This is a genomic window from Sanyastnella coralliicola (assembly GCF_030845195.1).
Classification (GTDB): domain Bacteria; phylum Bacteroidota; class Bacteroidia; order Flavobacteriales_D; family Sanyastnellaceae; genus Sanyastnella; species Sanyastnella coralliicola.
Genome location: NZ_CP132543.1, coordinates 1,782,254 through 1,806,057, shown reverse-complemented (window position 1 = coordinate 1,806,057; position 23,804 = coordinate 1,782,254). Strand labels below are relative to the sequence as shown.

Below are 23,804 nucleotides of genomic sequence, written 5' to 3'. Positions count from 1 at the left end.
TTGTAGGGATACCGACCAAAGGGATCAGTTCCAGTTAGCCGCACCAAAGATTTCGATGGCACGTGCGTTGTTCAATCCAAGTTCAACAAGATTCAAAGAATCACGCTTGAACTCTCCCCAGCTTTGGAGAAGCTCTGAAGCCTGGGCTTCTGGATTGACAGGGTATTCATAATTCGCATCAGCGAAGCGTTGCTGCGCCTCCTTTGATGTCAAGAATTCTAGCAGTTTGATTGCGTTTTCCTTGTTTGGAGAGTGCTTGGTAAGTCCGGCACCAGAAACGTTGATGTGTGTTCCTCGTCCATCTTGATTCGGGAAGAATAGCTTCACTGATTCTCCGGCTTTACGTTCTGCTTCGTTTTCGCTGTTCAGCATCTTACCAAGATAGTAAGTGTTCACGATAGCCAAGTCAGCCTCGCCTGCAGCAACGGCTTTTACTTGAGCGCGGTCATTTCCTTGAGGGTCACGAGCCATGTTTGCACGCACCGCCGTAGCCCAAGCAGTTGCTGCCTCAGCTCCGTCATTTGCAATGATAGAAGCCAGAAGACTCTGGTTGTATATGTTTGATGAGCTACGTGAAATGATTCGTCCTTGCCAGCTTTCATTCGCAAGGTCCTCATAAGTCGTCAACTCATCTTCTCTCACTCGTTCGGGGTGGTAAGCGAAAACACGAGCACGCACTGTGAGAGAGTACCATTGGTTCTGAGGATCGCGGAGATTCTCAGCTACACGGGCATTCAGTAACTCTGATTCAATTGGTTGAAGAAGTCCTTTCTGCTCTGCTCTCACCAGACGTCCTGCATCAGAAGTCATGATCAAATCAGCAGGGGAGTCAGCACCTTCATTCTCGAGGCGAACCAACAGCTCATCAGCCTTCGCTTTGACCACATTGACTTTGATACCTGTAGACGCCTCGAATTCTTCGAAAAGCTCTTGGTCGATATCGTAGTGACGGTGGCTGTAGATGTTAACTTCCTGGGTTTCCTGCACGGTCTCTTCAGGAGTATCCTGCGCAGGTTCAGAGGATTCCGTAGCACACGACATTATCAATGCCAATGCGCTGAACCATAGTAGTTTCTTCATTTCCTTTCAGGGTTTCAGACTGCAAATATACGCCCACACCTTCGAACAGGGAATACCGTACTCGGGGGATTTTACAAGTGGGGAGTTCCTTGGGTTTAGTGTTTGGATTCTCCGGCATCCGGCGTCCGGCGTCCGTTGAGACTGAGAAAGAGTTATAGATTATTGATTTTCGATTCTAGATTGACCTTAGTCTCTAGTCTCTAGACTCTAGACTCTCGTCGATGTTCCACACTTTGATTTTCCGATCATCACCCGCTGAAACAAATTGATTATTGTCTAGCCAGAGAATACTGTTGATCGAATGCGTATGTGCTGGATACTTTGGGCGTTCAATTCTTTCGATGAGACCGAAATCTTCGCTGTTCCAGAGTTTGAGGGTTTTGTCTCTACTGGCAGAAAGTGCTTTTGTGCCGTCAGGGGAGAACTTGATCTGGTAGATGCCGAAGTTATGTGCAGGGATGTTTCTAATCTCAGAGAAGTCGTCAAGGTGCCAGAAACGCAGGTGAGCATCTTTTCCGCCTGAAATGAGAACGGGCTTATTCGGGTGCTTAACTGCGCAGTAAGCTCCGCCTTCGTGCGCGTTGATGGCGTTTTGTTCGTTCAACCAGGGTAGGTCGAAGATCCGGATGAAGCCGTCTCCTGAAGTGACTGCTAGTTGTTCATCAACCAGTGAAAGGCTTCTGATCTTGAAGTCAGAAACTTTAAAGTGTCTGATGAGTTCAAATTGCGCATCATCCCACACAGAAATAAAACCGTCTCCACCACCGATGATAAACCAGTTTTCTTGAGGGATATGGATGATAGCAAACACGCCTTTCTTATGTACGGCAAGGTTGCGAAGCTCCTTTTTAGCTTGGAGGTCAATCACGTGCAGATTCCCCGAAGCGGTACCAGCTAAGAGTAGCTGTTTCTCTTCATGGAAATAGCCTGAGAATACCGCTTCTTCGAGCTTGACAGAAAAAGGCGACGCCACACCTTCGTCTAAGTTCCATTCAGCAATGAACTTGTCTCCACTAGCTGTGAGTACATGTCCTTCAGAACGTCCTGGGAAAAGGGCGTAGATAGGACCGGCGTGTCCGGCGAGTTCTTTGCTTTTGCGCACGTTCATGGTGCGAAGTTACGCCAGAAATCGATGCTTAAAACTTGTGATGGGCGCTGACTTGAATTTGATCCTTGAATTGCGACATGCTTGTCTGACGCATCACCCCAAGTTGGAAACGGAGATTGTCTTTTAGGGAATAACCTAGCGCACCATAAAGACGATTGCGATCGAAATATTCTACAGTTAACTCAGCGTCTACATTTCGTTGTCCATTCACAAAAAGCTCGTTGTATAGCGCGAGATAGACACATCCTTCTTTCAGCTCTTTTCCGTTAAGATCAACGTTTAGGAAGAGGTTATAGCGGTAACGCGTTCTGAAATCATCATTGACGAAACGTTGCTCGTAACGGAATCGGTGCGTTAGAAAGAACCTCCCAAACCGTTGCGGAAGTAATGCCTCCTGATAAATACGACTTTCCACCACTGTGCGAGTTGATTCTCCTTCAACACCCGTAGTGATATTCGCATACCCCAACGTCAATTTGGCCTTGTTTCCAGCAGGATTCCATGTAAACCCACCGCGAAGCATGATTTGCTCAAGGTCTTCACCGTAGTCAAAGCTTCGGTATTGAAGGTCTCCCTGAAAGCCAAAGTTTGACTCACCAAGTGTGGTGTTCCAGAAGTACATATACCACGCACCCAGTTTATCATTGTATTGCTGCGCTGAAACATGCACATAGGCCAGGCTAAGTGCAAAAAGGATAAGAAGTTTTCGAGTCATCGTAGGTGTGTGGAAGGCATAAGGCATAAGGCTTATGGCTTATGGCTTATGGCTTAAGGTTATGGTTCTTGAAGATTGTAAATATATATCTATAGAGTAAAAGGAGTGAAATATACCTAAGCCTTAAGCCATAGGCCCTAAGCCTAAATAGTTCATCGTATATTCGCGGCGCAAAGCAAACCTCATGAGTAAACCATCGATTCCTAAAGGCACCAGAGATTTCGGACCGAAAGAAATGGTGAGAAGAAATTGGATCTTCCAGACCATCCGTTCGGTATTCGAACGTTTTGGTTTTGAGCCGATTGAAACTCCTGCTATGGAGAATTTGGCGACGCTCACAGGGAAATATGGGGAAGAAGGAGATCAGCTGATCTTCAAGATTCTGAACAATGGTGATTTCCTGAATAAGGCTGATAAAGACGCTATCGCGGAAGGGGACTCGAAGAAACTTTCGTTTTCGATCAGTAAGAAGGCCCTTCGATATGACCTGACTGTTCCTTTTGCGCGTTTTGTGGTGATGAACCAGCACGCTTTGCCTCGTCCATTCAAGCGTTACCAGATTCAGCCGGTATGGCGTGGTGATCGTCCGGGGAAAGGGCGATACCAGGAGTTCTTCCAGTGCGACGTAGATATCGTTGGTTCGAATAGCCTGCTGAATGAAGTAGAGTTGGTGCAAATCTTCGATGAGGTATTAAGTGATTTGCAGATTCCAAACTTCAACGTGGTGTTGAATAACCGAAAGGTGCTTGCCGGAATCGCTGAAGTAGCGAATGCTTCCGATAAGCTCACGGATATTACGGTAGCCATTGATAAACTCGATAAGATCGGGGAAGAAAAAGTGAAGCAGGAACTAGTCAACCGTGGAATTACGGAAGACCAAATCACTGCCCTGCAACCGCTTTTTGGAATGGACGGCGATAACCAGGCTGTACTCAATCAATTGGCGTCGCACTTGACCGATTCTGAAATCGGAACCAAAGGGGTAGAAGAGCTTCGCTACGTTATTGAATACGTTGAGCGTATTGGCTTACGCTCGACAAATGTGAAAATTGACCCAACGCTTGCACGTGGATTGAATTACTACACAGGAGCAATCTTCGAAGTGAAAGTAGACGATTCGCCAGTAGGTTCTATTTGTGGTGGTGGTCGTTACGATGACCTCACCGGAATCTTCGGTCTAAAAGGAATGTCAGGGGTAGGTATCAGCTTCGGAGCTGATCGCATTTATGACGTACTCGAGTATTTCAACCTTTTCCCAAAGGAAGCGGGCATTTCGACTGAGTTGTTGTTTGCCAACTTTGGAGAGGCTGAAGAGATCTGGTGCATGGAAATGTTGAAGGACCTACGTTCGCAAGGACTAAGAGCTGAGATTTATCCTGAGTCTACTAAGCTCAATAAACAGATGAAGTACGCGAACGACAAGGGGATTCCTTTCGTGGCCTTGATTGGTTCAGATGAGCTTGCGAACAAGCAAATTACGCTGAAGAATATGCAATCAGGGGAGCAGAGCAAACTATCAGCAGATGGTCTGTTCAATGCAGTTCGCGGCTAGGCGATTATTTTCCTTGGAATTTTTTGACGAGTTGATGTGCCGCAGCAAATGGGGAGAGCTTCTTAGCGCCAATCATTTCACGCATCTTCACCATTTCTTCCGCAAGGCTTGGGTCTGAAGAGAAGCTTCGCAACAATTCACTCTTGATGGCGTCGTTGAACCACGCCAGGTCTTGTTCCTCTCGGTGTCTTGACTTCCATCCATTGGATGTGATGTGCTCGAAGTAGGTGCTACATTGTTCCACAAATTCATCTACGCCCGTATTCTCTAACGCACTACATAACTCAACTTGAGTCACCCAATCATTATCTGAAGGTGGGTAGAGGTGCAAGGCAGCCTTGTACTGGCGTTTCGCGTTGATGGCTTTCTTCGCATTGTCTCCATCAGCCTTGGTGATAAGCATGCTATCTGCCATTTCCATAATGCCTCGCTTGATGCCTTGAAGTTCATCACCAGCACCAGCTAACATGAGCAAAAGGAAGAAGTCAACCATATCGTTCACCGCGGTCTCTGATTGACCAACCCCCACGGTTTCCACGATGATGGTATCGTACCCAGCAGCCTCGCATAATACGATGCTCTCGCGTGTGGCGCGGGCTACACCTCCTAGGGTATCTGCCGCCGGACTAGGTCTTACGAACGCTTCGGGTGCACGGCTTAACTGCTCCATGCGCGTTTTATCACCGAGGATACTTCCTCCAGAACGCTGTGAACTAGGGTCAATGGCAAGAACCGCTACTTGGTGACCTCGGCCAATTAAAGCCATCCCGAAAGATTCGATGAAGGTGGATTTTCCAACGCCTGGAACTCCGGTGATTCCAATGCGACGTGAGTTTCCTGAAAATGGGAGGCAAAGTGAAAGGAGCGCATCAGCCGGTTCGCGGTCTTCTTCACGGTGACTTTCTATGATGGTAATAGCCTTTGAAAGCGCGTCTCGCTTTCCAGTTTTTAACTCATCAAAGAGCACCTGAATGTTGCCACGTTCAGCACGTTCTTTGCGGATCTTTTCGATGGCACGTTGCCGTGCATTTCCTGTTCCTTCGCTCACGAAGCGAAGATAACGAAGTCAGAAGGTTTACTTGTATTTGGCAACCCAAGAAGGATCATTCACCGCTTGAATCAACGCCCATGCGTCTTCACCAATGGCGAAATCGTTGAGGCGAGTAATGTTGAAGGCGCGGAGCATCGAGAGTTGACGGTCGTCAGGAGCTGATTCAATAGAGCTCCAACCGCCTTTATCGGTGTCATCGTTGGGGTTCTTTTGATAACGGAGCTTCCACAGCCCTTCGACAGGATCGCAGGTTCGGTAGTGCTGTCGCTCGGCGCTTACATAATCAACGTAGCAATTGTTGATACCTCGTTTACTGAATAGATTCGAACCTGTTTTGTTGGCGATGTGCTTTCGAGCACCAGCATAGATCATGATGAAGTTCTCCATGGTAACATGATCGAGGTCAATGACTTCGCCTTCGTAAATGGTGGCAATACCAAAGGTGATTGGATCGTTCCAATTAGGCATCAATTGAATAGCAGGGACACGTTCTGCCAAGGCTTCATCGTATTCTTCTCGATGATGTCCTGAAGCACACGTGATGAGCATCAAAAGCGCTATGAGGGGTAACTTCCACATGATCAGTCTATTTAGGTACGGAATTGGTGCGCTGTGGTTACAGCAATGGCTGATCACTGAAGCCATTAACAACTCTCAACGATCATATTCACTACTTTTGACTGAATGCGTTTCGCCTCGATCATAACAATCAGCCTTCTCATGTTTTCATGCGGAGGTGGAAGTATCCCTACGGAGAACCCGGCCCATTTTCCGTTAGATCAATTAGCGGGTAGTTGGGAGGATGTTAACCGTGACAATAAGTTCTACGAGCAGTGGGAGAATCTAGGTGATAATCATTTGCTTGGTCAGGGCTTTGTTCTTTCTGGAAGCGACACCGTGTTTATTGAGCAGTTAGAGATCACTCAAAAGGGAAATGATCTTTTCTATATCGTGAATCTCAGTGGGGCTTCTCAGAGTAGTGCCGTTGAATTCCGAATGACCGAAATGACCAACGACCAAGTAACATTCGAAAATCCCAACCATGATTTCCCGAAGAAAATCTCATACAAACTGATTTCAACAGGGGAGATGGAGGTATTCTTAAATGGAATGGAGAATGGCACATTTGGGGAAGACCGCTTTTCATTTGTAAGAAAAGAGATGTAACTCCTGGCGTGATCATTGCGTCTCATTGACAAACCGCACACATGAAGTATTGGCTTTCGTTTGTTCTTTTCTTTTTCGCCTTAACGGCGGAAGCGCAGTACGACTGTGATTCAACAGTCTTCATTAGCGGAAAAGTCACGGCTGAGAATGGCCGGCCAATGTTCGATGCCATGGTTGTTAACCGCACACGTTCAGTGGGCCAATTCTGTGAACCAGATGGTTCCTACCTGATCAAGGCCTGTAAAGGAGACACGATTCAGTTTGCAGCTACCGGCTACATCTCGGTACGTATTTCTTTTGCAGACTCTACATGGAGACCACAGTACACGGCGAACATTCAAATGAAGCAGCTGCGTATCAGCATCCCTGAAGTAGAGGTGATTGCTCCACGAGAACTACAAGCAATTCACGATGATATTCAGACCTTAGGATTCAATGAGAAGGATTATCGCGTTTCTGAAATCAACGCCATTCAATCGCCAATTACCTTCTTGTATCAAGCATTCAGTAAGCGTGAGCGTTCCCGCCGTGAGGCGATAGAATTACGGAACAACGACCGAAGAAGAGAACTGTTAAAAGAGCTCTTTGGTAAATACGCTGAGTACGACATCATTGACCTTGAGGATGATGAGTTCGATGCCTTCATTGATTTCATGGACCCTGGCGATGAGCGCTTGAAGCGTTTCTCTCAATACGAGTTCATTCTGTATGTGAAGGATAGATTTGCTGCCTACGAGAAGTATGGAAGAAGCCGTAGCCTAGACCCTTCAGATCACCAGTATCATCTAGATGACGATTAGCCCAAGGCTGAATCGAGGTAGTTAATAAAGAGTTTGAAGAAGAAGCCAATCAAGGCAATCGCGATAAATACGTAGCGAAGCTTTCTTCCTGCCGAAGAGAATGAATCGAGGCGCAGCATCAAATCTGCAAAGACAACGACTACTCCTATGATCTCCATGATTGTCAAAAAGCCAATGCTTGATTGAATGCTCTCGTAGATAGGAGTGATGACGGAGCTGAGAATGTGCGAACCGAATTTCCCCCAGAAGAACAGGAGGTTATATAAGACTACCACAATCAAAGTGGCATCAACCAACTTCGATTCTATGCTGCGCTCTTTTTCTGCCATTGCAGCAAAATTACAAACCGATTGCGAGGAATTATAGCCCTAGAGGTATTCAGGGCATAAACGACGATTTATTGTCGGGGGAACAATTCGTTCAAGGATGTACACAACGCTAATCTCTAGGCCTCCGCGTGCATTACTAGCAGGTCTTAGGTCACTGGTGTTGATGTCATAAGATAAACCGACACGCCACTGATCGTAGTCCATTCCAGCCAGAATATATCCTGCATCACGTGTTCTCCAATAAACTCCGCCGAAGATGGTTCTGAACATGCCGCGTCCATCTTCAAGCACATACCGCGCACCAGCCCCAGGGATGATTTCCATGAATGTACCTTGGCGTTGGAAGAGAATACCGCCCATAGCATCCCATTCTTCATTGACTTTCCAAACCCCGCTTCCGTTTACCGAGAAACGAAGGTCTAGTCGAATGGAAGGGTCATCAAAGAAACTCTGCTTAGGGCCATTCAAATGATGAAAAGCAATTCCTGCCTGAATGTCATGGCGTTTGTCCTTGCGGTATTGCCATGCTCCTCCAATATTCAGATTGCCGTGAGTTCGCGCGTCTCGAGCAAAATCCTCATTCGGATCTAAGGAGCTCTGGTAAGCGAAGCCATTCCACTGATTGTCGTAGGTGAGGGCGCTGTAGTCTATTTTGCGGTGTGTTAGTCCAACTTGCGCACCAACATAAAATCGGTGCAGTGAGTCAAAACTTTGTGCCACTTCAAAAGAGCCCGCCACGTTGATCGCAAGGGTATTCAAGCGAGAATCACCAGCGCGGTCTTGGTAGATGGAGAACCCTCCAGCTAGTTCGTCTTGGGATAAAATTCCTCGGGCATCCACGCTTCCGCCTACGGTGTTGTACGGAACGGTTACTGAACGCCATTGCGTGCGCTGATTTCCAATAAAGCGTACATCGCCTTCAAACATGCCTGTGAATGCAGGGTTGTAGACCATCGGCGCTACATTGAACTGTGAGAAGTGTATGTCTTGCGCTAGCGCGGAAACAGAAACAAACAGCGATATGACAATGAATAGGTGTTTCATCGAATCACCGTGATATTTCCTTTGTCAAAGAACTCTTGTCCGTCTTCACATACTGCCTCGAGGTAGTAAACGTAAACCGCAGGGTCAACCGGACGTCCTTTATAGCGTCCATCCCATCCCTTGCTGAGCTCAGTAGTTTCAAAGACCTTCTCACCCCATCGATCATAGATGACGAAGTAAAGATCTGTGACGAAGTTCGCTCTGACGTAGAGCAGCTCATTTTGACTATCTGCATTCGGAGTAAAGGCGTTCGGGACGTAAATGCTCGGTGGTCCGCATGTAAAGTCAAATACGCGAACGGTGACAGAGTCGTTGTAGATGCATTCTCCGTCAGCTACAGTTAAGTAATACGTAGTTGTCTCTTCAGGAGTGGCTGTTGTGATTTGAGCACCTGGATCATTCACTCCAGTGCTTGGAAACCATACGTAGTCAAAGCCTGGAGGGTTGGCAGTCAAGGTAGTAGACTCTCCGGTGATGATGTCTGTTGGATCGGCATTTGCGTTGATTTGATCGAGGGAAATTCCACTGACATCCACCGTGATTTCACCATTGAGATCGCATCCGTCGCCATCGCTTGCATTGACACCAACCACGGTTTCACCTGGAACTACAATGTCAATAGACTGCGTTCCTTGGCCTGCGATAATCACATCTTCAGGGTACCACTCAATGGTAAAACCAGGTAGGTCGTTTTGTATTGAGATGGTCAAAGTGTCACCAGCACAAACGACTTGATCTCCACCAAGATTCAGCGCCCCTACAATGAAAGAGATAGATACCTCTTCGGTAGTGACACATTCACCTAGTGTAGCTTGTACGTAGTATGAGGTCTCTTCATCAACGAGTACATCAATGTCGTTATCGTCTTCATCTACGTTCAACTGATCAGTGAAGTCTTCATCAGAAGACCACAACCATTCAACTCCAGTTTCACTGGAAGTGGCTTCAAGGGTAATGATGTCTCCAGGTCCACAAAGCACAATATCGTCTGGGACGCTTAAGTCGAGAACGGTGACTTCCACCGTCTGGAACAACGTGTCTACGCATGCACCATTATCAAGGAGCAGGGTATAGTCAGTATCTTCAGTTGGTGTGGCTGTAGGCTCAGCTGAGTCAGGATCGTCAAGGGTCCCAATCGGATCCCATTCGTAACCGAAAATTGGTTCTTGCGGAACTGGACCTAACTGCACGCTTTGTCCGCTGCAGATTTCCAAGTCGCCTAACTGAGTAGTTTGAGGCTCAAGAATCTCAATGGTTCGGAACAAGGTGTCAGTAAGGTTACATGTCGCAGGATGGTTCGCTACGAGCATCACTTCATAGATCCCCGGCTCTTCATATTCATGAATCGGGTTTGGGAATGTTGATGTCGTTTCGTCGCCAAAGTCCCAGAAGAATTCAATCGATACGTTACTGTTGTTCTGGAATGCGATGGGTTCATTTACACAGCCTAACGGCGGAATAAAGAAGTCAGCCACGGTGATCGGTAGCTCAAAGTCGAATTTGAAAACCCCCAAGTTGCAATTGGTACTGTTGTTCGTAGATGAGTGCGCGTTCGGAGGGAAAATCGGGAAGTCGTCATTGCTTCCGCATCCGGCACATACACTTTGGTAGATTTCTCCTTTGCGGTTGAATCGACTGGTTCCACCATCAACGTGCTCTGAGCTGGTCAATCCACCAAAGTAAGATCCATAAACAATGTCACTGGCGTCGTCTTCGATTACCAAGAGGTAGAAATCACTTCCATTGGTGTTGTCTTGAAAGGCATCATCGGTCAGGTCCATATTGAAGACCGTGTCAGTTTGTGGGTTGGAACTAGTGTTCGTTGTTCCGCCCCAACCAGAGAGGTAAATCTTACCGCAGACATCCACAAGAAACGCTGTAGGAGAGAGGTTGGGCTCACCACTACTATTCCCGAATACGGTTGACCATGTAAGTTCATCCAACGAAGGTTCGAGCTTAGCTACAAGCATTCCGCTATTGGCGTTTCCGTAGGCTGCGTTGATGATGAATGTCGTTCCGGAGGCGAGTGTTTGTCCGTAGATATGCGGGACGTTGTTTTTATCGGCCTCAACAAAGTAACACTGGTCATATGCTGTTGAGCCTAAAAAAGTCCCAGCGGTGATGCTTGAACCATCTTCAGGAATCAGGCAGATAAATCCGTCAGCACTTCCTCCGCCGTAAGTCTCTTGGTAAGATCCGTTGGTTACTGGGAAGTTTGAGCTTGTTGTTCCGCCACAGGCATAGACGTTGTTGTCTGTTGTGATGGCTAGAGAGTAGACACCGTCATCTCCAGAATCACCGATGTAGGTGCTGTATAATACATCGCTCAAATCTTCATTGAACTTGACAATACAACCGTCTAGTCCACCTTCATTTGACCCTTGAAATCCTCCCACGACCGGGAAGTCATTAGAATAAGTGCAACTTGCGATATATACATTGCCTTCATTGTCTAATTCAATCTCACCACGGAATTCGTCGGCGTAATTAAACTTCAAGCTGGTTGCTGTATTTACCCCATCATTCCCGCTTCCCCCAAGGAAGGTTGAAGCTATCAGGTTCGTTCCGTCAGGAGTGAACTTAGTGACGATAATATCAGAGCCGTTCACGTACTCTACACCCACACCACTAGGTGCGATGGTGGATCCTCCATTGAATGAAGATGAATAGGCATCATCTGTGGTTGGGAACTCTGGCGAGCTACTCGTACCAAAGACCAATAATTCACCTCCTGGAGTCACAATCAATGAGTGGGGGAGTTCATCATTATCTGCTCCTAGGTATGTTGACCAGACCATAAAGGTTCCGCTCACGTCGAATTTGCTCAAAGCGATATCGGTGCCCGCCAAGAAACCTTGTCCGTCGCCACCTCCCCAGTCAGATTGGTAAGCACCCGTTGTGATTGGATAGCCTGTTCCGAAAGAGGAGCTTCCGCTGTATAAGAACCCTTCGTCATCAAAGGAAGCCGTGTAACCGAAGTTATCTGATGTTGACCCTGAATAGGTGCTAAATACCAACACCGGATCTATCACTGTTTTGAGGTTTGGGTCTAGTTTCGAGTCGAATTCAAATCCAACCATATCTCCTTGAAGGACATACCTGCAGCTTACTGGAATCTTCTCACCATTCTTGGCTACCTGCCAGGCGATCGGTGCCTGTTCCACCATTTCATTCACCGAGGTTTCGATGATCAATCGACCGTTTCTCAGGGAGATACTCTCGACACCTTCGTATTGAAAGGCAATCTGAGTTGGGTCAGCTCCCGGGTCAAGGATGAAGTCGTATTTCAAAGTGAAGTCTGAAGAGTAGACATGAAGATCGATTCCTTGGTATAGCTCACTGTAGCGCATTCCCGCGAAAGCCGGAACTTCTCCTTTCCACCTTTCAGGGTCATTGCCTAAGAAGTAGTTGTAGTAAGTTTTCTGTTTACCCTCGAAAGAGATAGCTGCGTCAGGGTTGGCACCTGCGAAGTTGGTCTTATAGACGTGACCTTTGATTTTGGATTGACCCGCTAGCGCGGAAACGTCGGTATTTGTTCCGTGAACTGCTGAAATAGCAGAGAGGTCCCAGAAATGCCAAGTAAACGCTTCCTTTTCAACCCAGAAGTGTCCATTCTCAATCTCCACTTGAGCCACTACCTGATCAGGCCATTGTCCGTGGTTCTGGATGTAATGGTAGTAGGGTTGTTCTTGTGCTGTAGAACTCAACCACAGCAAAGAAGCGATGAGGAAAGGAACGATTTGCCAATTGCCCATTACTGCAATTTAAGAAATCAGCTGAGCAGAATACACGCGAGAAGCGGTAATTCGGGGATTCTTTAAAAAGAAAAAACCGCCCGGAGGGAGGGGCGGTTTCTGTTGAGATAGTGATCGCGTTTCGAATCCTAAATGAGTTACGATCATGATTCCTCTTCTTCCTCTTCCTCGTTAGGAACAGGACATGAAGAGCATTTTATTTCTTCACCATTGTTGATGAAAGTATTTTCGGGCACTTCGTAATCCCAGAGTTCGTCAAACCCACTGCTTTTTCCGTAGCGGATGATACGCTCTGCTGATTTATCGATGTACACATATTTGCCTTCGGGAATGTGAATTCTCGCCTTCACACGTTGATCACGGAATCGCTGGCTGTAAGGAGCCGTGAAATACGGATCAAGGTAAAGGGTGTCACCTTCTAGGTAGTAGTTGTAATCAAGCTCTTCAGCGTGTTCAATGGCGGCCGTGTGTGATTTACCACCCGCTCTTTTCCTTGTTTCCAGGTCGAAGAATTGAACATTTGAAGTGCTTACTTGCAGTTCAGGGTATCCAAAGATCATCGTATCACCTTCGCGCTTAATCATTTCCATGTGATCCATAGAGCGCGGACGAAGCTGGTTGTGCCAGTGTGGATCGTCTGAGCAGACTACATATAAGGTATCACTTGGTACATCAAGTGCCATATGGACTTCTACGCTTTCCTCTTGTGAATACTCGGTTCCTTGATTTACGGCGGCAATGGATGCCAGTACCGAACCGAGAATCATTAAGCTGATCAATGTTAGTCCGATACCTTTCACTGGAGGCGTGTAGTTGAGCAAAAGACGCACTCCACCGTAAAGAAAGGCGAGCATTGGTACCGTGAAGAGGAGGATACCTGCAATGACTGCAAGAACAAACATGTTCTCATTGAAGAATATGAACTCTTGGATGAATGAAAGCGAGAGATTATTGGCTACTGTAGAACCAGATGCTAGTCCGAAGACCATGATCACAAAGCCAATGATCATCCCTGCTCCCGCAACTAGCAATACTACTCCCACAATTGTCTTAATGATTCGCGCGAGGAAATTGAAAACAGAGGCTACAGCAGAGAAGAGTCTGTCAGCTCCACGCTGTATTCCATTTCCGTCGAATGAAGCGCGCACATTGTCTACACTGTCGCTTACCGCTTTCGATATATTCTCGACGTTTACTTTTTCCCCGCGCATTCTCAGTTTTTCGGCTGTCGTCTTTGCTTCAGGAATGACTGCCCAGAGAATGATGTAGATCGGGATACCCGCCAAGCCAAAGAAGGCTAGCAATACGAAGATGATACGCAGTACCAACGGATCCCATCCGAGGTTGTAGCTCAATCCTGAGGCTACCCCACCAAGAACCGCATCTTCGGAGTCGCGGTATACACGACGCGTGCTTTTGCGCTTTGACTTTGAGCTGGTCTTACCTTCCATCGTTTCTTCTGCCGCTTCATCAGCTTCAGCGTACTGTTCAGGTCGACCCATAATCTCAATCACAGCGTCCACGTCTTCATGAGTAACTACTTGTCGTGATTCACCTAGTCGTTCGTTGAACAACTCAGCGATCCGTTGCTCGATGTCACCGATGATCTCATCGCTGCTCTCTTGCCCTCGGAAGAAGGACGCAATCGAGTCGATATATTTTCGGAGGGCTTCGTAGGCTTCTTCTTCAATGTTGAAGACGAATCCTCCAATGTTTACAGAAAGTGTCTTGTTCATTTTACTTGGCTTTGGTGGTGTGATCGACGGCGCTGGCGAGTTCACTCCAGGTTTTATCTAGTTCTTTCAGGAAAAGTTGTCCGGTTTCTGTCAAGGTGTAATACTTGCGTGGTGGCCCGGAGGTAGATTCTTCCCAGCGGTAGCTGAGCAATCCGGCATTCTTCAAACGGGTGAGCAGAGGGTAGAGGGTTCCTTCGACCACAATCAGTTTGGCTTCTTTCAACATCGCAATGATGTCTGATGGATAAGCCTCCTGATGAGAGAGGATCGAGAGGATGCAATACTCTAGCACGCCTTTCCGCATCTGTGCCTTCGTGTTTTCAATGTTCATACATCCATTTTTTCAGTAGTTGACTACTCATATAGTAGTTGACATGGCAAATATATATCCATTAGAGGGTACTATGCAACACATAGTACTGTTAAAATTACTAACTAGCTGAAAATCAGAGGTAAAAATTTTATCGTGTAGGAGGGAGGTGGACGATTTGTAACCAAAATCAGTCGAAAACGTAAGAGAAAGATGACCTGACTTACTGGTAACTATTGTTGAACCTGCTAAAAATCAAAGACATGGCCAGAGCAAAAGCAATGCCTACGCCTATCAAGAAGTTCGTATGGGCAATTATCGGAGTGTTAGGACTACTACTTTTTGTAGGGTTCTGATCTACTTTGTGACATAAATCTCTTACCTTTTAGCTTCACTTTTGAAACCTGTATGTAAAAAGGCCGTATTAGGAACCAAACCTAATCCGACTTTAAACCAAATTTTCTGATGAAGCCGATTGAAGAGATGTACCACACGGTACTGCAGAAGTTGATCATTATGTTGCTTGGACTACTTACATTGTCAGTTGTACTCACTAGCTGCGGAACACAGACAAAACAGTGCTCAGCTTATAACGGAGTAGCTGTTGAAGTGATAGATGACTCCAGCACAGATTAAAAAAGACTAAATCATATGGAACGCCTCCACTGAGTGGGGGCGTTTTTTTATGCCCAAACTTTAGAACTGGAAGTAGATAAATGGCTGACTATCTGCTGACAGCACCTGGTACATGATGAAAACGGTAACAATACCAACCAATACCTGAATAGCAATCGGAGCGGTAGCAAACTTATTGCGATACCAGTCTTTCGTAGAAGAAGGAAGCCAGTGTATAATGAAGCCTAGCAACATCACAATGAATACAGGCGCAAACCCGGCCAATACATCCGGTGCCACACTGAAATCAATATTCCCTAACTGATTCAACATTGTATTCGCTGTGAACCACTCGGCTAGAATGTCGTGACTTTCGTTCATCGATTCCCAAGTATTCGCGGAACCGCTTCGGAACCAGATACGCGTGAACGAGATGAAGTTGAAGGTCAAGAAGATCGCCCAAGCGCGATTCCACCAGCGTGATTTGTTCTCCCATGGACTAATCTTTCTCCAAAGCTTATAGACCACGAGTCCTAAACCATTCAAACCGCCCCACAGTACAAAGTTCCAGCTTGCACCGTGCCATAGTCCGCCAAGGAGCATGGTCATCATCATGTTGATGTTGGTGGTGTACCATTTCTTGATCTTCGGGAAAATCATCGCAATGATAATGGCGACTGCGATTCCAGCAGCAAACCAAACCAAGGTCATCAATGATCCACTCAATAAGAACACAAAACCGGCAACAAAGGCAAGCGAGATGTAGGTAAACAACGAACCTCCACGGTTTCCACCCATGGGGATGTATAGGTAGTCTTTCAACCAACTCGAGAGGGAGATGTGCCAACGCTTCCAGAAATTCCCCACACTGTCTGCCTTGTATGGTGAATCGAAGTTCTTAGGTAGTCTAAATCCAAGTAATAAGGCGATACCTATGGCGATGTCGGTATAACCAGAGAAATCAGCGTATACCTGAAGCGAGTAGCCATAGAGCGCCATTAAGTTCTCAAATCCGGTATATCCACCTGGGTTAGCAAATACACGGTCAACGAAGTTCAAGGCCAAATAATCAGCAAGCAATACCTTCTTCAGCAAACCATTGACAATCCAGAACATGGCGATCCCAAACTCCTTCCGCGTTAGCGAATACTTCTCATACAATTGCGGAATGAAATCAGCCGCACGTACAATCGGACCAGCCACCAACTGCGGGAAAAAGGAAACATAGAATCCAAAGTCAAGAATACTGCGCACAGGCTTCACATGTCCTCTGAAGATGTCAATGGAATACGACATCGTCTGGAAGGTGAAGAAGGAGATGCCCACGGGCAACAGAATCATATCAGCCCGGAAAGTGGACCCAAAGACTTCATTGGCAAAGCCAGCGAAATGATTGACGGGATGCCATTCCGTTCCAAGCAGATTATTAAAGGAGTCTGCGAAGAAGTAGGCGTACTTAAAGTAGATCAGCACCAATAAGTTGATGGTGATGCTCAATGCGAGCCACAGCTTCCGCGTTAGCGTAGTCTTACCCTTCTCAATCCGAAAACCAATGAAATAGTCTGTCAGGGTAGAGAAAAGGAGTATGGTGAAGAAGCATCCACTTGTCTTGAAGTAAAAGAATAAGCTCACCACAAAAAGAAAGGCGTTACGTGCTGCTTGTCGTTGGTGAAGAAATGATTGTACAACCAATACCACAGCGAAGAACCACCAGAAGATCCCTTTCGTAAAGATCATCGGGTCAGTATCATTGTATAGGAAGAAGTGTTTCAGGATTGCCTGAACGCCAAAATCAATCATGGTGCTCCACCGGGTTCATTGTTCGTAGCTGCTGCGTCTTTTTGATCAACCATCCAATCACTGAAATCAGTCATGATGGCCTCGTACATTAACTCAGCTTGTAAGTAGTATCCATCTCTGGTAAAATGGATCTTATCGTTCTTTGCTAGTCCAGTTCGATCCCATGCCTCGATCGAGCGGAAACCACCCATAATCTCAAACAGGTCCCAAACTGCGGCTTGATGCTTTTCAGCAAGTTCGTACATCGCTTCTTGCACCACCTTTCCATTCTTATTAGCGTATCGCTTTCGGTAGAATGAGTCGTTGTTGGTCAGGAAAACGATGGCGACCTCAGGATTCACAGACTTCATGTAAGACACCAACGTATCATAGCGTTGAATGAAATCTGCCTTACTGAATTGGCTTGAAGGCACGTGCGCATCGTTGATGCCGATACCAAAGAAAACCAAGTCAGGAGGGAGGGTCTGCAGTTGCTCTGGCATGAAGTCGCAACGTAGGTAACTACGAGTACTCGCTCCATTTACCCCAATCTCATTGTAGGTAATAGCTCCTTTGGAGTTCCCCATATACACTCCTTGTACTTCAACGTACGATGCCAAGCTATCCGCCGTGAACGACCACTTCAAGGTATCTACAGGAGCTGGGAAAATCCATTCATAGTAGCTCGCGATACTGTCAAAGGTGACAGAGGTTGGCTCAACTTCACCGTCCCATTGAGGGGTGAATTGCTGATCTCCATTACTCACGTAAAGTCGCACAAGATCACTTTCATACAAGCTACTGTCTCTGCGGTAAGCCCATGTTTGAAAGCTGGCGTCTTTGTCAGTAGTCGATGCGACCATTCCACTCATTCCCCAATCACACCGATGGCGATTGTGAGCACAACGGCAACCATCCCAATCGCCTGTATATGAGCTTGATGTGTAAATTGAGCTATTGGTGTGCGCTACTCGAAACGGGAACATCAGTCCACGTTGTTGTGTGGTTCCATACGCCAGATCTTCGAAGAGTTCACGCATGCGGTGTCCAACAGCGCCGCCTTGAACGTGTGATCCGCCCATATGAAGAATAGCAAGTTCACCTTGTCCATTGTAGAGAATGTCTTGTAGCTTTTCATAAACAGGCTCCATGTTGCTCTCTTTCGAAGGGTAGACGAGCTCATTCTTCTCAAATTGAATAAATGGGAAGCTTTTCTCAGCATCGCTGTGGTCAAATGAAGGCATGTCAACGCTGCTGATTGGCGGATTGATGGTTCTTTCGCTAACGCGGAATCCGACAAAAGCCACCGTGGCAATTACCACGACAATTGAAAAGACAGTCCTATTTCGCTTATTCAGCTTCATCCATTAATGCTTTCATAAACAGCTCACCAACTCTACGCGCTCCTTTCGGAGTGAAGTGGACGTAATCTTTACCAGCCAACGGAGGATCGGCATCAACCCAGGCTTGCATGGAGTTCTTTCCGCCCATGACTTCGTAGATATCCCAAAAACCGCACCCGGTTTCAAAGGCTGCTCGCTTTAGTTCATTACGAACTGATTCTAAGTAAGGATAGGTAACGAAGTCCTCTTTTTCCTTGTAGGCCATGTCTGAAGGACCAATAAGAATGAAGGCGGCGTCTGGCATCACTGACTGCAAGAACTTGATCTGACTGCGCATCCAGTTACCATAATTAACGGCTTGCGTCGTGTCTTTGACATACGGAACTGAATTTCCTCCGTATTGGAGCAACACCAGTTTCGCGTTCACCGAACCTAGCTGAGATCGCATTTGAGATCGATCAATACGTTTGAAGATCGTACCAGAAGAACCGCGCATCGGCACATTGTCGACTTGAATTCCTGATTTACCATCCAAGGCCAATCCATAGAATTCAAGGTCTGAGGCATTGGTTTCGAAGTGGATGCCTTTCTTGATGTTGCTCAGCTGCCATTTCTTCGTGTGCAATCCCGATGAATCTCCCACTTGAATCGTCTGCACAAGAGAGTCACCGAATAAGACCTTGATGTCACCGCCGGTTCCGAAGCTTCCATAGTAAAGGGTGGCCTCAGAGAATTTCTTCGATAAGCCGTAGGCCATATTACTCGGGTAGAAGCTCAGTTTTCCTCCGGCTGAATCAACCTGTGCGAAGGTTCCCATGAGTCCGTAACGGGAGTGCTTCACCGTGGTGTCTTTTCGACCGTAAATGGTATAACGCTTCCAGTTTCCTTCCGCTTCTTGCTTGATAGCCACGCTCGGAACGACTTCTACTGGAGGAATGAGTCCAGGGCCTTGACCACCGTATTTCTTCTGAAGTTCGTTTCTAATCAAACGAGAAATGCGATCTCCTTCAATTTGAGAATCACCGTAGTGTATGACTCTGATTTTTTCGCCGTTGGCGGAAGCGGAAGCAGCGCTAGCGAAGAATTCGTCGAGATTCTTGATGCCTTCTGGTCCTGCTTGAATTTTCAGCAGTGCCTTGCGCGCCTCAATTTCACGTTGTTGTTGCTCACGAAGCGCTCGTGCCTTGGCACTATCCGCTTCAGCCTGAATAGCTGCCTCTTGGGCTTGGCGAACAGAGTCTTCGTTTAATACAGCATCAAAACCAGCCAAATAAGCATCCGCATCTTCGATACCATCTCGTGCGGCTGGAGGGTGAGGGATGAAGTCACTCGGGTCAAGGAAAACCAGTTCGAAATCATCGTTGACTTTTATTCCGTCGGTTGGGAATACCTGGGCGATTCCAAAACAGATCCCAAAGCAAAGGACGAGTGCAATCAACGTTCGTTGGGGTGGGTGGAAAGACTTCCCGCTCATTGGTTGGTGTAGATCTTTAGTGTTTGTCCTGGACGAATATCATCGGTGATATTGTTCCATTCCATGATATTATCTGCGCTTACGCCCGGAAACTTCTTGGCGATAAGCCAAAGCGATTCTCCAGACTGTACAGTATACTCGACATAGTCTCCTTTCGGAGTGACCTTCGGTTTAGTGTCGGTCTTTTTCGGTTGAGTGTTGGTAGTTGGCTGCTTTTTGTTGTCGCCGTAGATCAACAATTTCTGCCCCACGTCGATGCGGTCGCTTCGGAGATTGTTCCAACGTTTCAATTCAGAAACACGAACGCCAAATCGTTGAGCAATAACACCGAGTACATCTCCAGATCGGACCGTATAATAGGTAGCATCTCCGCTTGGTTCGCGCTTAGCCTCTGCTTGTCGTGCCGCTTCCACGATCTCTTCTTTTGGCTTGTAGCAGTATAGGCTGTCTTCCACGGTGTGGAATTCATCCAAGGCTCCTTTCGGGAGTAGGAATGGCAAAGCACGATACATTCCTGGCACTTTGTTACCATGGAACGCAGGATTTAAACCATCAATTAAATGACGATCTACTGAAAGCAAATCAGCCATCCCGTCTTTGCTTGTTTCCTTCATCAAAGGCACAGCTTCATATTCTTGAAGTAAGGTGAGCCAGTCCATCAGGTGGTGTTCGGCTTCCGTGTGTTTGAAGAGACGAATGCTGACATGAAGTAGAGTCAACTGCTCAGTCAGTAGAGGATCTTCAGGATGCTCTCCTGGTGTGAAACGATCTGTGAAGTGAATTCCTCTCAGGTAGGCCACCACTACTTTTAGTGGATCTCCATCATATCGCTCGTGATACCCTTTAAGTAGTTCAATCGCGGCTTTCGTTGCTAGGTCAGGTGCTTTACGTTGGTCTACGTTTGTATTGATTTCAAGTCCGGCAAGTCTAGCGTCTGGATAACTCAACCCCCACAATCCAGCGTGATTCTTTCCGTCATCAAAAGATGAATTGAGCGCTGAAGCCACAATAGGTAAGAACTTGTAGTCGTCTTCAAGTCCTGCAGATTGCAGGTGACGTTCAAAGAGCGGGAAGTACAAATCACTCAGTAGGCGCAAGTTCGAGAAGGCTTGGCAATCGTCGTTGAAGTAATAAGCGATGCATTTTGCTTCAGCCGTTCGATCCATGGCATATGGATGCAAGCTTTCATCGAGGGCCGAACTCTCAGGAATCTGCTGCTTTAGATCAGGTGGACAATGTTGTAAAACCGAAGCATCGGGATAGGTCTCGGTGAACAATTCTAATAACCATTGCTGTTGTGAAGAGGATAAGATCTCTTCATAATTCGATTGTGCATGGAGCGCATGAGCGGCACAAAACAAGCTAAGTATAGACAGCAAACGCAGCATAACTGCGAAGATAACGAGGTGACCACCGCCTTTGGTCTACACTTTTTTGAAGTTACCAACGATGGATAGAGAATATGAACAACTCGTCGAAGTCTTACAATGGAGCCGAAAACTATCTTGTACCTTGATTGGGAATTATGAATGTTGAGGATTTTAAGCGAATCATAGCACGGGAGCGTGCGGCAAGAAAGGAGGCAGAACGCACGATGGAGCTCAAGTCTGGGGAGCTCTTTGAGGCGAACCAACAGCTCATGGAGCTAAATACCCAATTGGTTCGTCGTTCCGAAGACAGCGAAGCGCTCTACCGTCGTTTGATCGAATCGATTACTGATGTGATCTACACCCTCGATGCTGATGGTCACTTCCTTTTTATGAATAATTCAGGTCTTCGTCTTCTTGGGAAACCCTGGGAACAAATAGAAGGAGTGCATTTTCTAGAGTTGATTCAAGAAGATTCAAAGCAAGAGGTAGCTGCCTTTTATGCTGAGCAAGTGGCCAATGACGCGACCAACTCGTACTTGGAGATTCCAGTAGTCGATGACAAAGGCAGGGTACGATGGATTGGCCAAAACGCGCAACTCATTAAAGAAGGTGATGATCTACATCAAGTATATGTAGTGGCGCGCGACATCACAGAAGAGTATGCACTTAAAACCCTGTTAACCCAAAGCGAAGAGAAATACCGCGGCATGATCGAGAACATGCAATTGGGTCTAATGGAAGTTGATATAGAAGGACGTGTCATCAGTGCCAATGACTCCTTCCTTGAATTGTGTGGATATGCGCTAAGTGAAATCGAAGGGAAGAACGCTAAAGATCTTTTCATCGCTTCAGAAGAAGAATTTGAGCAAATGGAGTCAAAGGAGGCGCTCAGAAAAGAAGGTGTCACTGATCACTATGAAATCAAGTTCAAACGAAAAGACGGTGAAATTCGCTGGCTGGTCATTTCAGGCGCTCCTATTATTGATGATGAAGGGAATATTACGGGGTCAGTAGGGATCCACTTTGACATTACCCACCGTAAGCTCATTGAGAAAGAACTAAAAGACGCCAGGCGTTCCGCCGAACAGGCGCAAAAAGCGGAAAAGGAATTCTTGGCACGCATGAGCCATGAGATCAGAACTCCATTGAATGTCATCTTGGGGATGTCGCATCTGATGTTCGATTCAGCCTTGCGGAATGATCAAGTGGAATACATGCGCTCCATTCACTACAGTGCACAGTTACTAAAAGGTTTGGTGAGTGATGTGTTAGACTACAACAAGATTGAGGCTGGGGAAGTAGAACTCACGCCGAGCACATTCAATGTGCATCAACTGTTTGAGAGCTTCTACCAGATGTTCTCGTATAACTTGAAAGAACGCAACATCGATTTCATCTTGAAGATTGACCCATCGGTACCTAAGATGATTAAGGCGGATCAAGTGTTAATCAATCAGGTCTTACTGAACTTGATAGGTAACGCCGTGAAATTCACAGACGAAGGCTTCGTATCGCTTGAAGTACAGCAAGAAGATGACACCCTCCTGATTGAGATTAGTGATACCGGTATCGGAATAGACGCTACGGATCTCGCAACCGTATTTGACCGCTTCCAGCGTTCAGATGACCCCGATGCTCGAACACGAGAAGGAAGTGGCTTAGGCCTAAACATCGTACGCAAGCTGGTTGATATTCTCGATGGAGACATCAGTGTTTCAAGCGAGAAAGGGAATGGTACGCGCTTCTTTATTGATGTTCCATATGAAGTCGCGGAAGAAACCGCGGATATTTCTGGAAGCGCACTTAGATCGAACCTCAAGGGATTGACGGTGTTGATTGCTGAAGATAATCCGATGAACATGGTCTTTCTTTCAAACTTATTGACGCGAGAAGGAGCAGAGGTGAAGAAAGCCGTTGACGGACAAGAAGCCCTCAATCTAAGTCAAAAGGGAAAAGTGGACGTCATCTTTATGGATGTGCAAATGCCTAAGATGACTGGACTAGAGGTCACAGAAGAAATCAGGAGAGATGCGAGTAACCCGAATACCAAGACAAGGATCGTCGGTTTATCAGCCTTTGCATTTAAAGGAGACATCGAGGCTTCGCTCAAAGTGGGGATGAATGAATACATCACCAAACCTTTTTCTCCTTCAGCGATCTATGAGCTCCTTGGCTTGGAAAGAGAAAGTGCTCGAGCTACATCAGAACATGATGAAGAAAGCATGGATCAATCCGTTATGGATGAACTCTACGGTGGTGACAAGGCACACGAGATTCAGATGTTCGGTCTCTTCTTGGCAAACATGCCTCAGTACCTCGAAGAATTGCGAGAGCTGGCGACGCAATCAGAAGCGGATGCATGTGCTTCTATCATTCATAAGATCTACCCATCGTTCCGAATGGTCGGTTTCCCGAAACAAAGCGAGCGTTGGAAATCACTAGAGAAAAACCTGAGAAGCTCAGAATTATCTGACAACCTCTTCGTCGAAATTCATCGAGAGATCAACAGGTCTCAAACTAAATTGGCCATCGTAAAGCAGGCGTTGAGTGACGCTGAACCTAATTAAGATTACTGA

19 protein-coding genes are annotated in these 23,804 nt (G+C 46.6%); 5 read left to right on the top strand and 14 right to left on the bottom strand.

The features are described 5' to 3' along the window. Positions 1 to 24: 24 nt before the first annotated feature. From RA156_RS07620 to RA156_RS07610, 3 genes are all read right to left on the bottom strand, one after another. Positions 25 to 1,080 carry a Fe(3+) ABC transporter substrate-binding protein gene (locus RA156_RS07620; protein ID WP_306643975.1) on the bottom strand — a complete coding sequence of 352 codons (1,056 nt, stop codon included), beginning with the start codon at positions 1,078 to 1,080 and terminating at the stop codon, positions 25 to 27. A 193-nt stretch (positions 1,081 to 1,273) separates the two neighbouring features. Then, entirely contained in the window at positions 1,274 to 2,188 is a 915-nt protein-coding gene (locus RA156_RS07615) for a WD40 repeat domain-containing protein (protein ID WP_306643974.1), read from the bottom strand. A 28-nt stretch (positions 2,189 to 2,216) separates the two neighbouring features. Then, the gene (locus RA156_RS07610) at positions 2,217 to 2,903 is read right to left on the bottom strand and encodes a DUF2490 domain-containing protein (RefSeq protein ID WP_306643973.1); all 687 of its coding nucleotides are present in this window, start codon (positions 2,901 to 2,903) and stop codon (positions 2,217 to 2,219) included. Positions 2,904 to 3,087: 184 nt separating this feature from the next. On the opposite strand from RA156_RS07610, the gene hisS reads away from it, so the two are divergent. After that, positions 3,088 to 4,455: a histidine--tRNA ligase gene (gene hisS, locus RA156_RS07605; protein WP_306643972.1), complete on the top strand. Its 1,368-nt coding sequence runs from the start codon at positions 3,088 to 3,090 to the stop codon at positions 4,453 to 4,455. Between the two features lie 4 nt (positions 4,456 to 4,459). On the opposite strand, the gene meaB is transcribed toward hisS, so the two are convergent. Continuing rightward, positions 4,460 to 5,503, bottom strand: a complete 1,044-nt coding sequence (meaB, locus tag RA156_RS07600; RefSeq protein ID WP_306643971.1) for a methylmalonyl Co-A mutase-associated GTPase MeaB — start codon at positions 5,501 to 5,503, stop codon at positions 4,460 to 4,462. A 27-nt stretch (positions 5,504 to 5,530) separates the two neighbouring features. Continuing rightward, positions 5,531 to 6,085 carry a hypothetical protein gene (locus tag RA156_RS07595; RefSeq protein ID WP_306643970.1) on the bottom strand — a complete coding sequence of 185 codons (555 nt, stop codon included), beginning with the start codon at positions 6,083 to 6,085 and terminating at the stop codon, positions 5,531 to 5,533. A gap of 105 nt (positions 6,086 to 6,190) precedes the next feature. Here RA156_RS07595 and RA156_RS07590 point away from each other — a divergent pair, with 105 nt between their 5' ends. Together RA156_RS07590 and RA156_RS07585 are read left to right on the top strand one after the other, a co-directional pair. Continuing rightward, the gene (locus RA156_RS07590) at positions 6,191 to 6,673 is read left to right on the top strand and encodes a DUF6265 family protein (RefSeq protein ID WP_306643969.1); all 483 of its coding nucleotides are present in this window, start codon (positions 6,191 to 6,193) and stop codon (positions 6,671 to 6,673) included. A 41-nt stretch (positions 6,674 to 6,714) separates the two neighbouring features. Then, positions 6,715 to 7,473, top strand: a complete 759-nt coding sequence (locus tag RA156_RS07585) for a hypothetical protein (RefSeq protein ID WP_306643968.1) — start codon at positions 6,715 to 6,717, stop codon at positions 7,471 to 7,473. Here the strand turns inward: RA156_RS07585 and RA156_RS07580 are convergent. From RA156_RS07580 to RA156_RS07560, 5 genes are all read right to left on the bottom strand, one after another. After that, a complete protein-coding gene (locus RA156_RS07580; protein WP_306643967.1) occupies positions 7,470 to 7,802 on the bottom strand; it encodes a hypothetical protein in 333 nt (110 codons plus the stop codon). The genes RA156_RS07585 and RA156_RS07580 overlap by 4 nt on opposite strands. Before the next feature lie 39 nt (positions 7,803 to 7,841). Then, positions 7,842 to 8,846, bottom strand: coding sequence for a PorP/SprF family type IX secretion system membrane protein (locus tag RA156_RS07575; RefSeq protein ID WP_306643966.1), 1,005 nt, complete (start codon positions 8,844 to 8,846; stop codon positions 7,842 to 7,844). Continuing rightward, entirely contained in the window at positions 8,843 to 12,601 is a 3,759-nt protein-coding gene (locus RA156_RS07570) for a DUF7948 domain-containing protein (RefSeq protein WP_306643965.1), read from the bottom strand. Before RA156_RS07570 ends, RA156_RS07575 begins: the two co-directional genes overlap by 4 nt. A gap of 143 nt (positions 12,602 to 12,744) precedes the next feature. Next, complete coding sequence (locus tag RA156_RS07565) at positions 12,745 to 14,337, bottom strand: PspC domain-containing protein (protein ID WP_306643964.1); 1,593 nt, start codon at positions 14,335 to 14,337, stop codon at positions 12,745 to 12,747. A gap of 1 nt (position 14,338) precedes the next feature. Further along, positions 14,339 to 14,668, bottom strand: coding sequence for a PadR family transcriptional regulator (locus tag RA156_RS07560; protein WP_306643963.1), 330 nt, complete (start codon positions 14,666 to 14,668; stop codon positions 14,339 to 14,341). A gap of 444 nt (positions 14,669 to 15,112) precedes the next feature. On the opposite strand from RA156_RS07560, the gene RA156_RS07555 reads away from it, so the two are divergent. Continuing rightward, complete coding sequence (locus RA156_RS07555; RefSeq protein WP_306643962.1) at positions 15,113 to 15,283, top strand: hypothetical protein; 171 nt, start codon at positions 15,113 to 15,115, stop codon at positions 15,281 to 15,283. 60 nt (positions 15,284 to 15,343) lie between these two features. Here RA156_RS07555 and RA156_RS07550 read toward each other — a convergent pair whose 3' ends face one another. The 4 genes from RA156_RS07550 to RA156_RS07535 are packed head-to-tail and all read right to left on the bottom strand — an operon-like array spanning position 15,344 to position 21,246. Further along, positions 15,344 to 17,062, bottom strand: a complete 1,719-nt coding sequence (locus RA156_RS07550) for an MBOAT family O-acyltransferase (RefSeq protein WP_306643961.1) — start codon at positions 17,060 to 17,062, stop codon at positions 15,344 to 15,346. After that, the gene (locus tag RA156_RS07545) at positions 17,059 to 18,405 is read right to left on the bottom strand and encodes a GDSL-type esterase/lipase family protein (protein ID WP_306643960.1); all 1,347 of its coding nucleotides are present in this window, start codon (positions 18,403 to 18,405) and stop codon (positions 17,059 to 17,061) included. The genes RA156_RS07550 and RA156_RS07545 overlap by 4 nt, the downstream gene beginning before the upstream one ends. After that, positions 18,392 to 19,858, bottom strand: a complete 1,467-nt coding sequence (locus RA156_RS07540; RefSeq protein WP_306643959.1) for a GDSL-type esterase/lipase family protein — start codon at positions 19,856 to 19,858, stop codon at positions 18,392 to 18,394. Before RA156_RS07540 ends, RA156_RS07545 begins: the two co-directional genes overlap by 14 nt. Further along, on the bottom strand, positions 19,855 to 21,246 hold the full coding sequence (locus RA156_RS07535) for a LysM peptidoglycan-binding domain-containing protein (protein ID WP_306643958.1): 1,392 nt from the start codon (positions 21,244 to 21,246) through the stop codon (positions 19,855 to 19,857). The genes RA156_RS07540 and RA156_RS07535 overlap by 4 nt, the downstream gene beginning before the upstream one ends. Positions 21,247 to 21,383: 137 nt before the next feature. Between RA156_RS07535 and RA156_RS07530 the strand changes: the two genes are divergently transcribed. Next, a complete protein-coding gene (locus tag RA156_RS07530) occupies positions 21,384 to 23,795 on the top strand; it encodes a PAS domain S-box protein (protein WP_306643957.1) in 2,412 nt (803 codons plus the stop codon). The last annotated feature ends 9 nt before the right edge of the window (positions 23,796 to 23,804 follow it).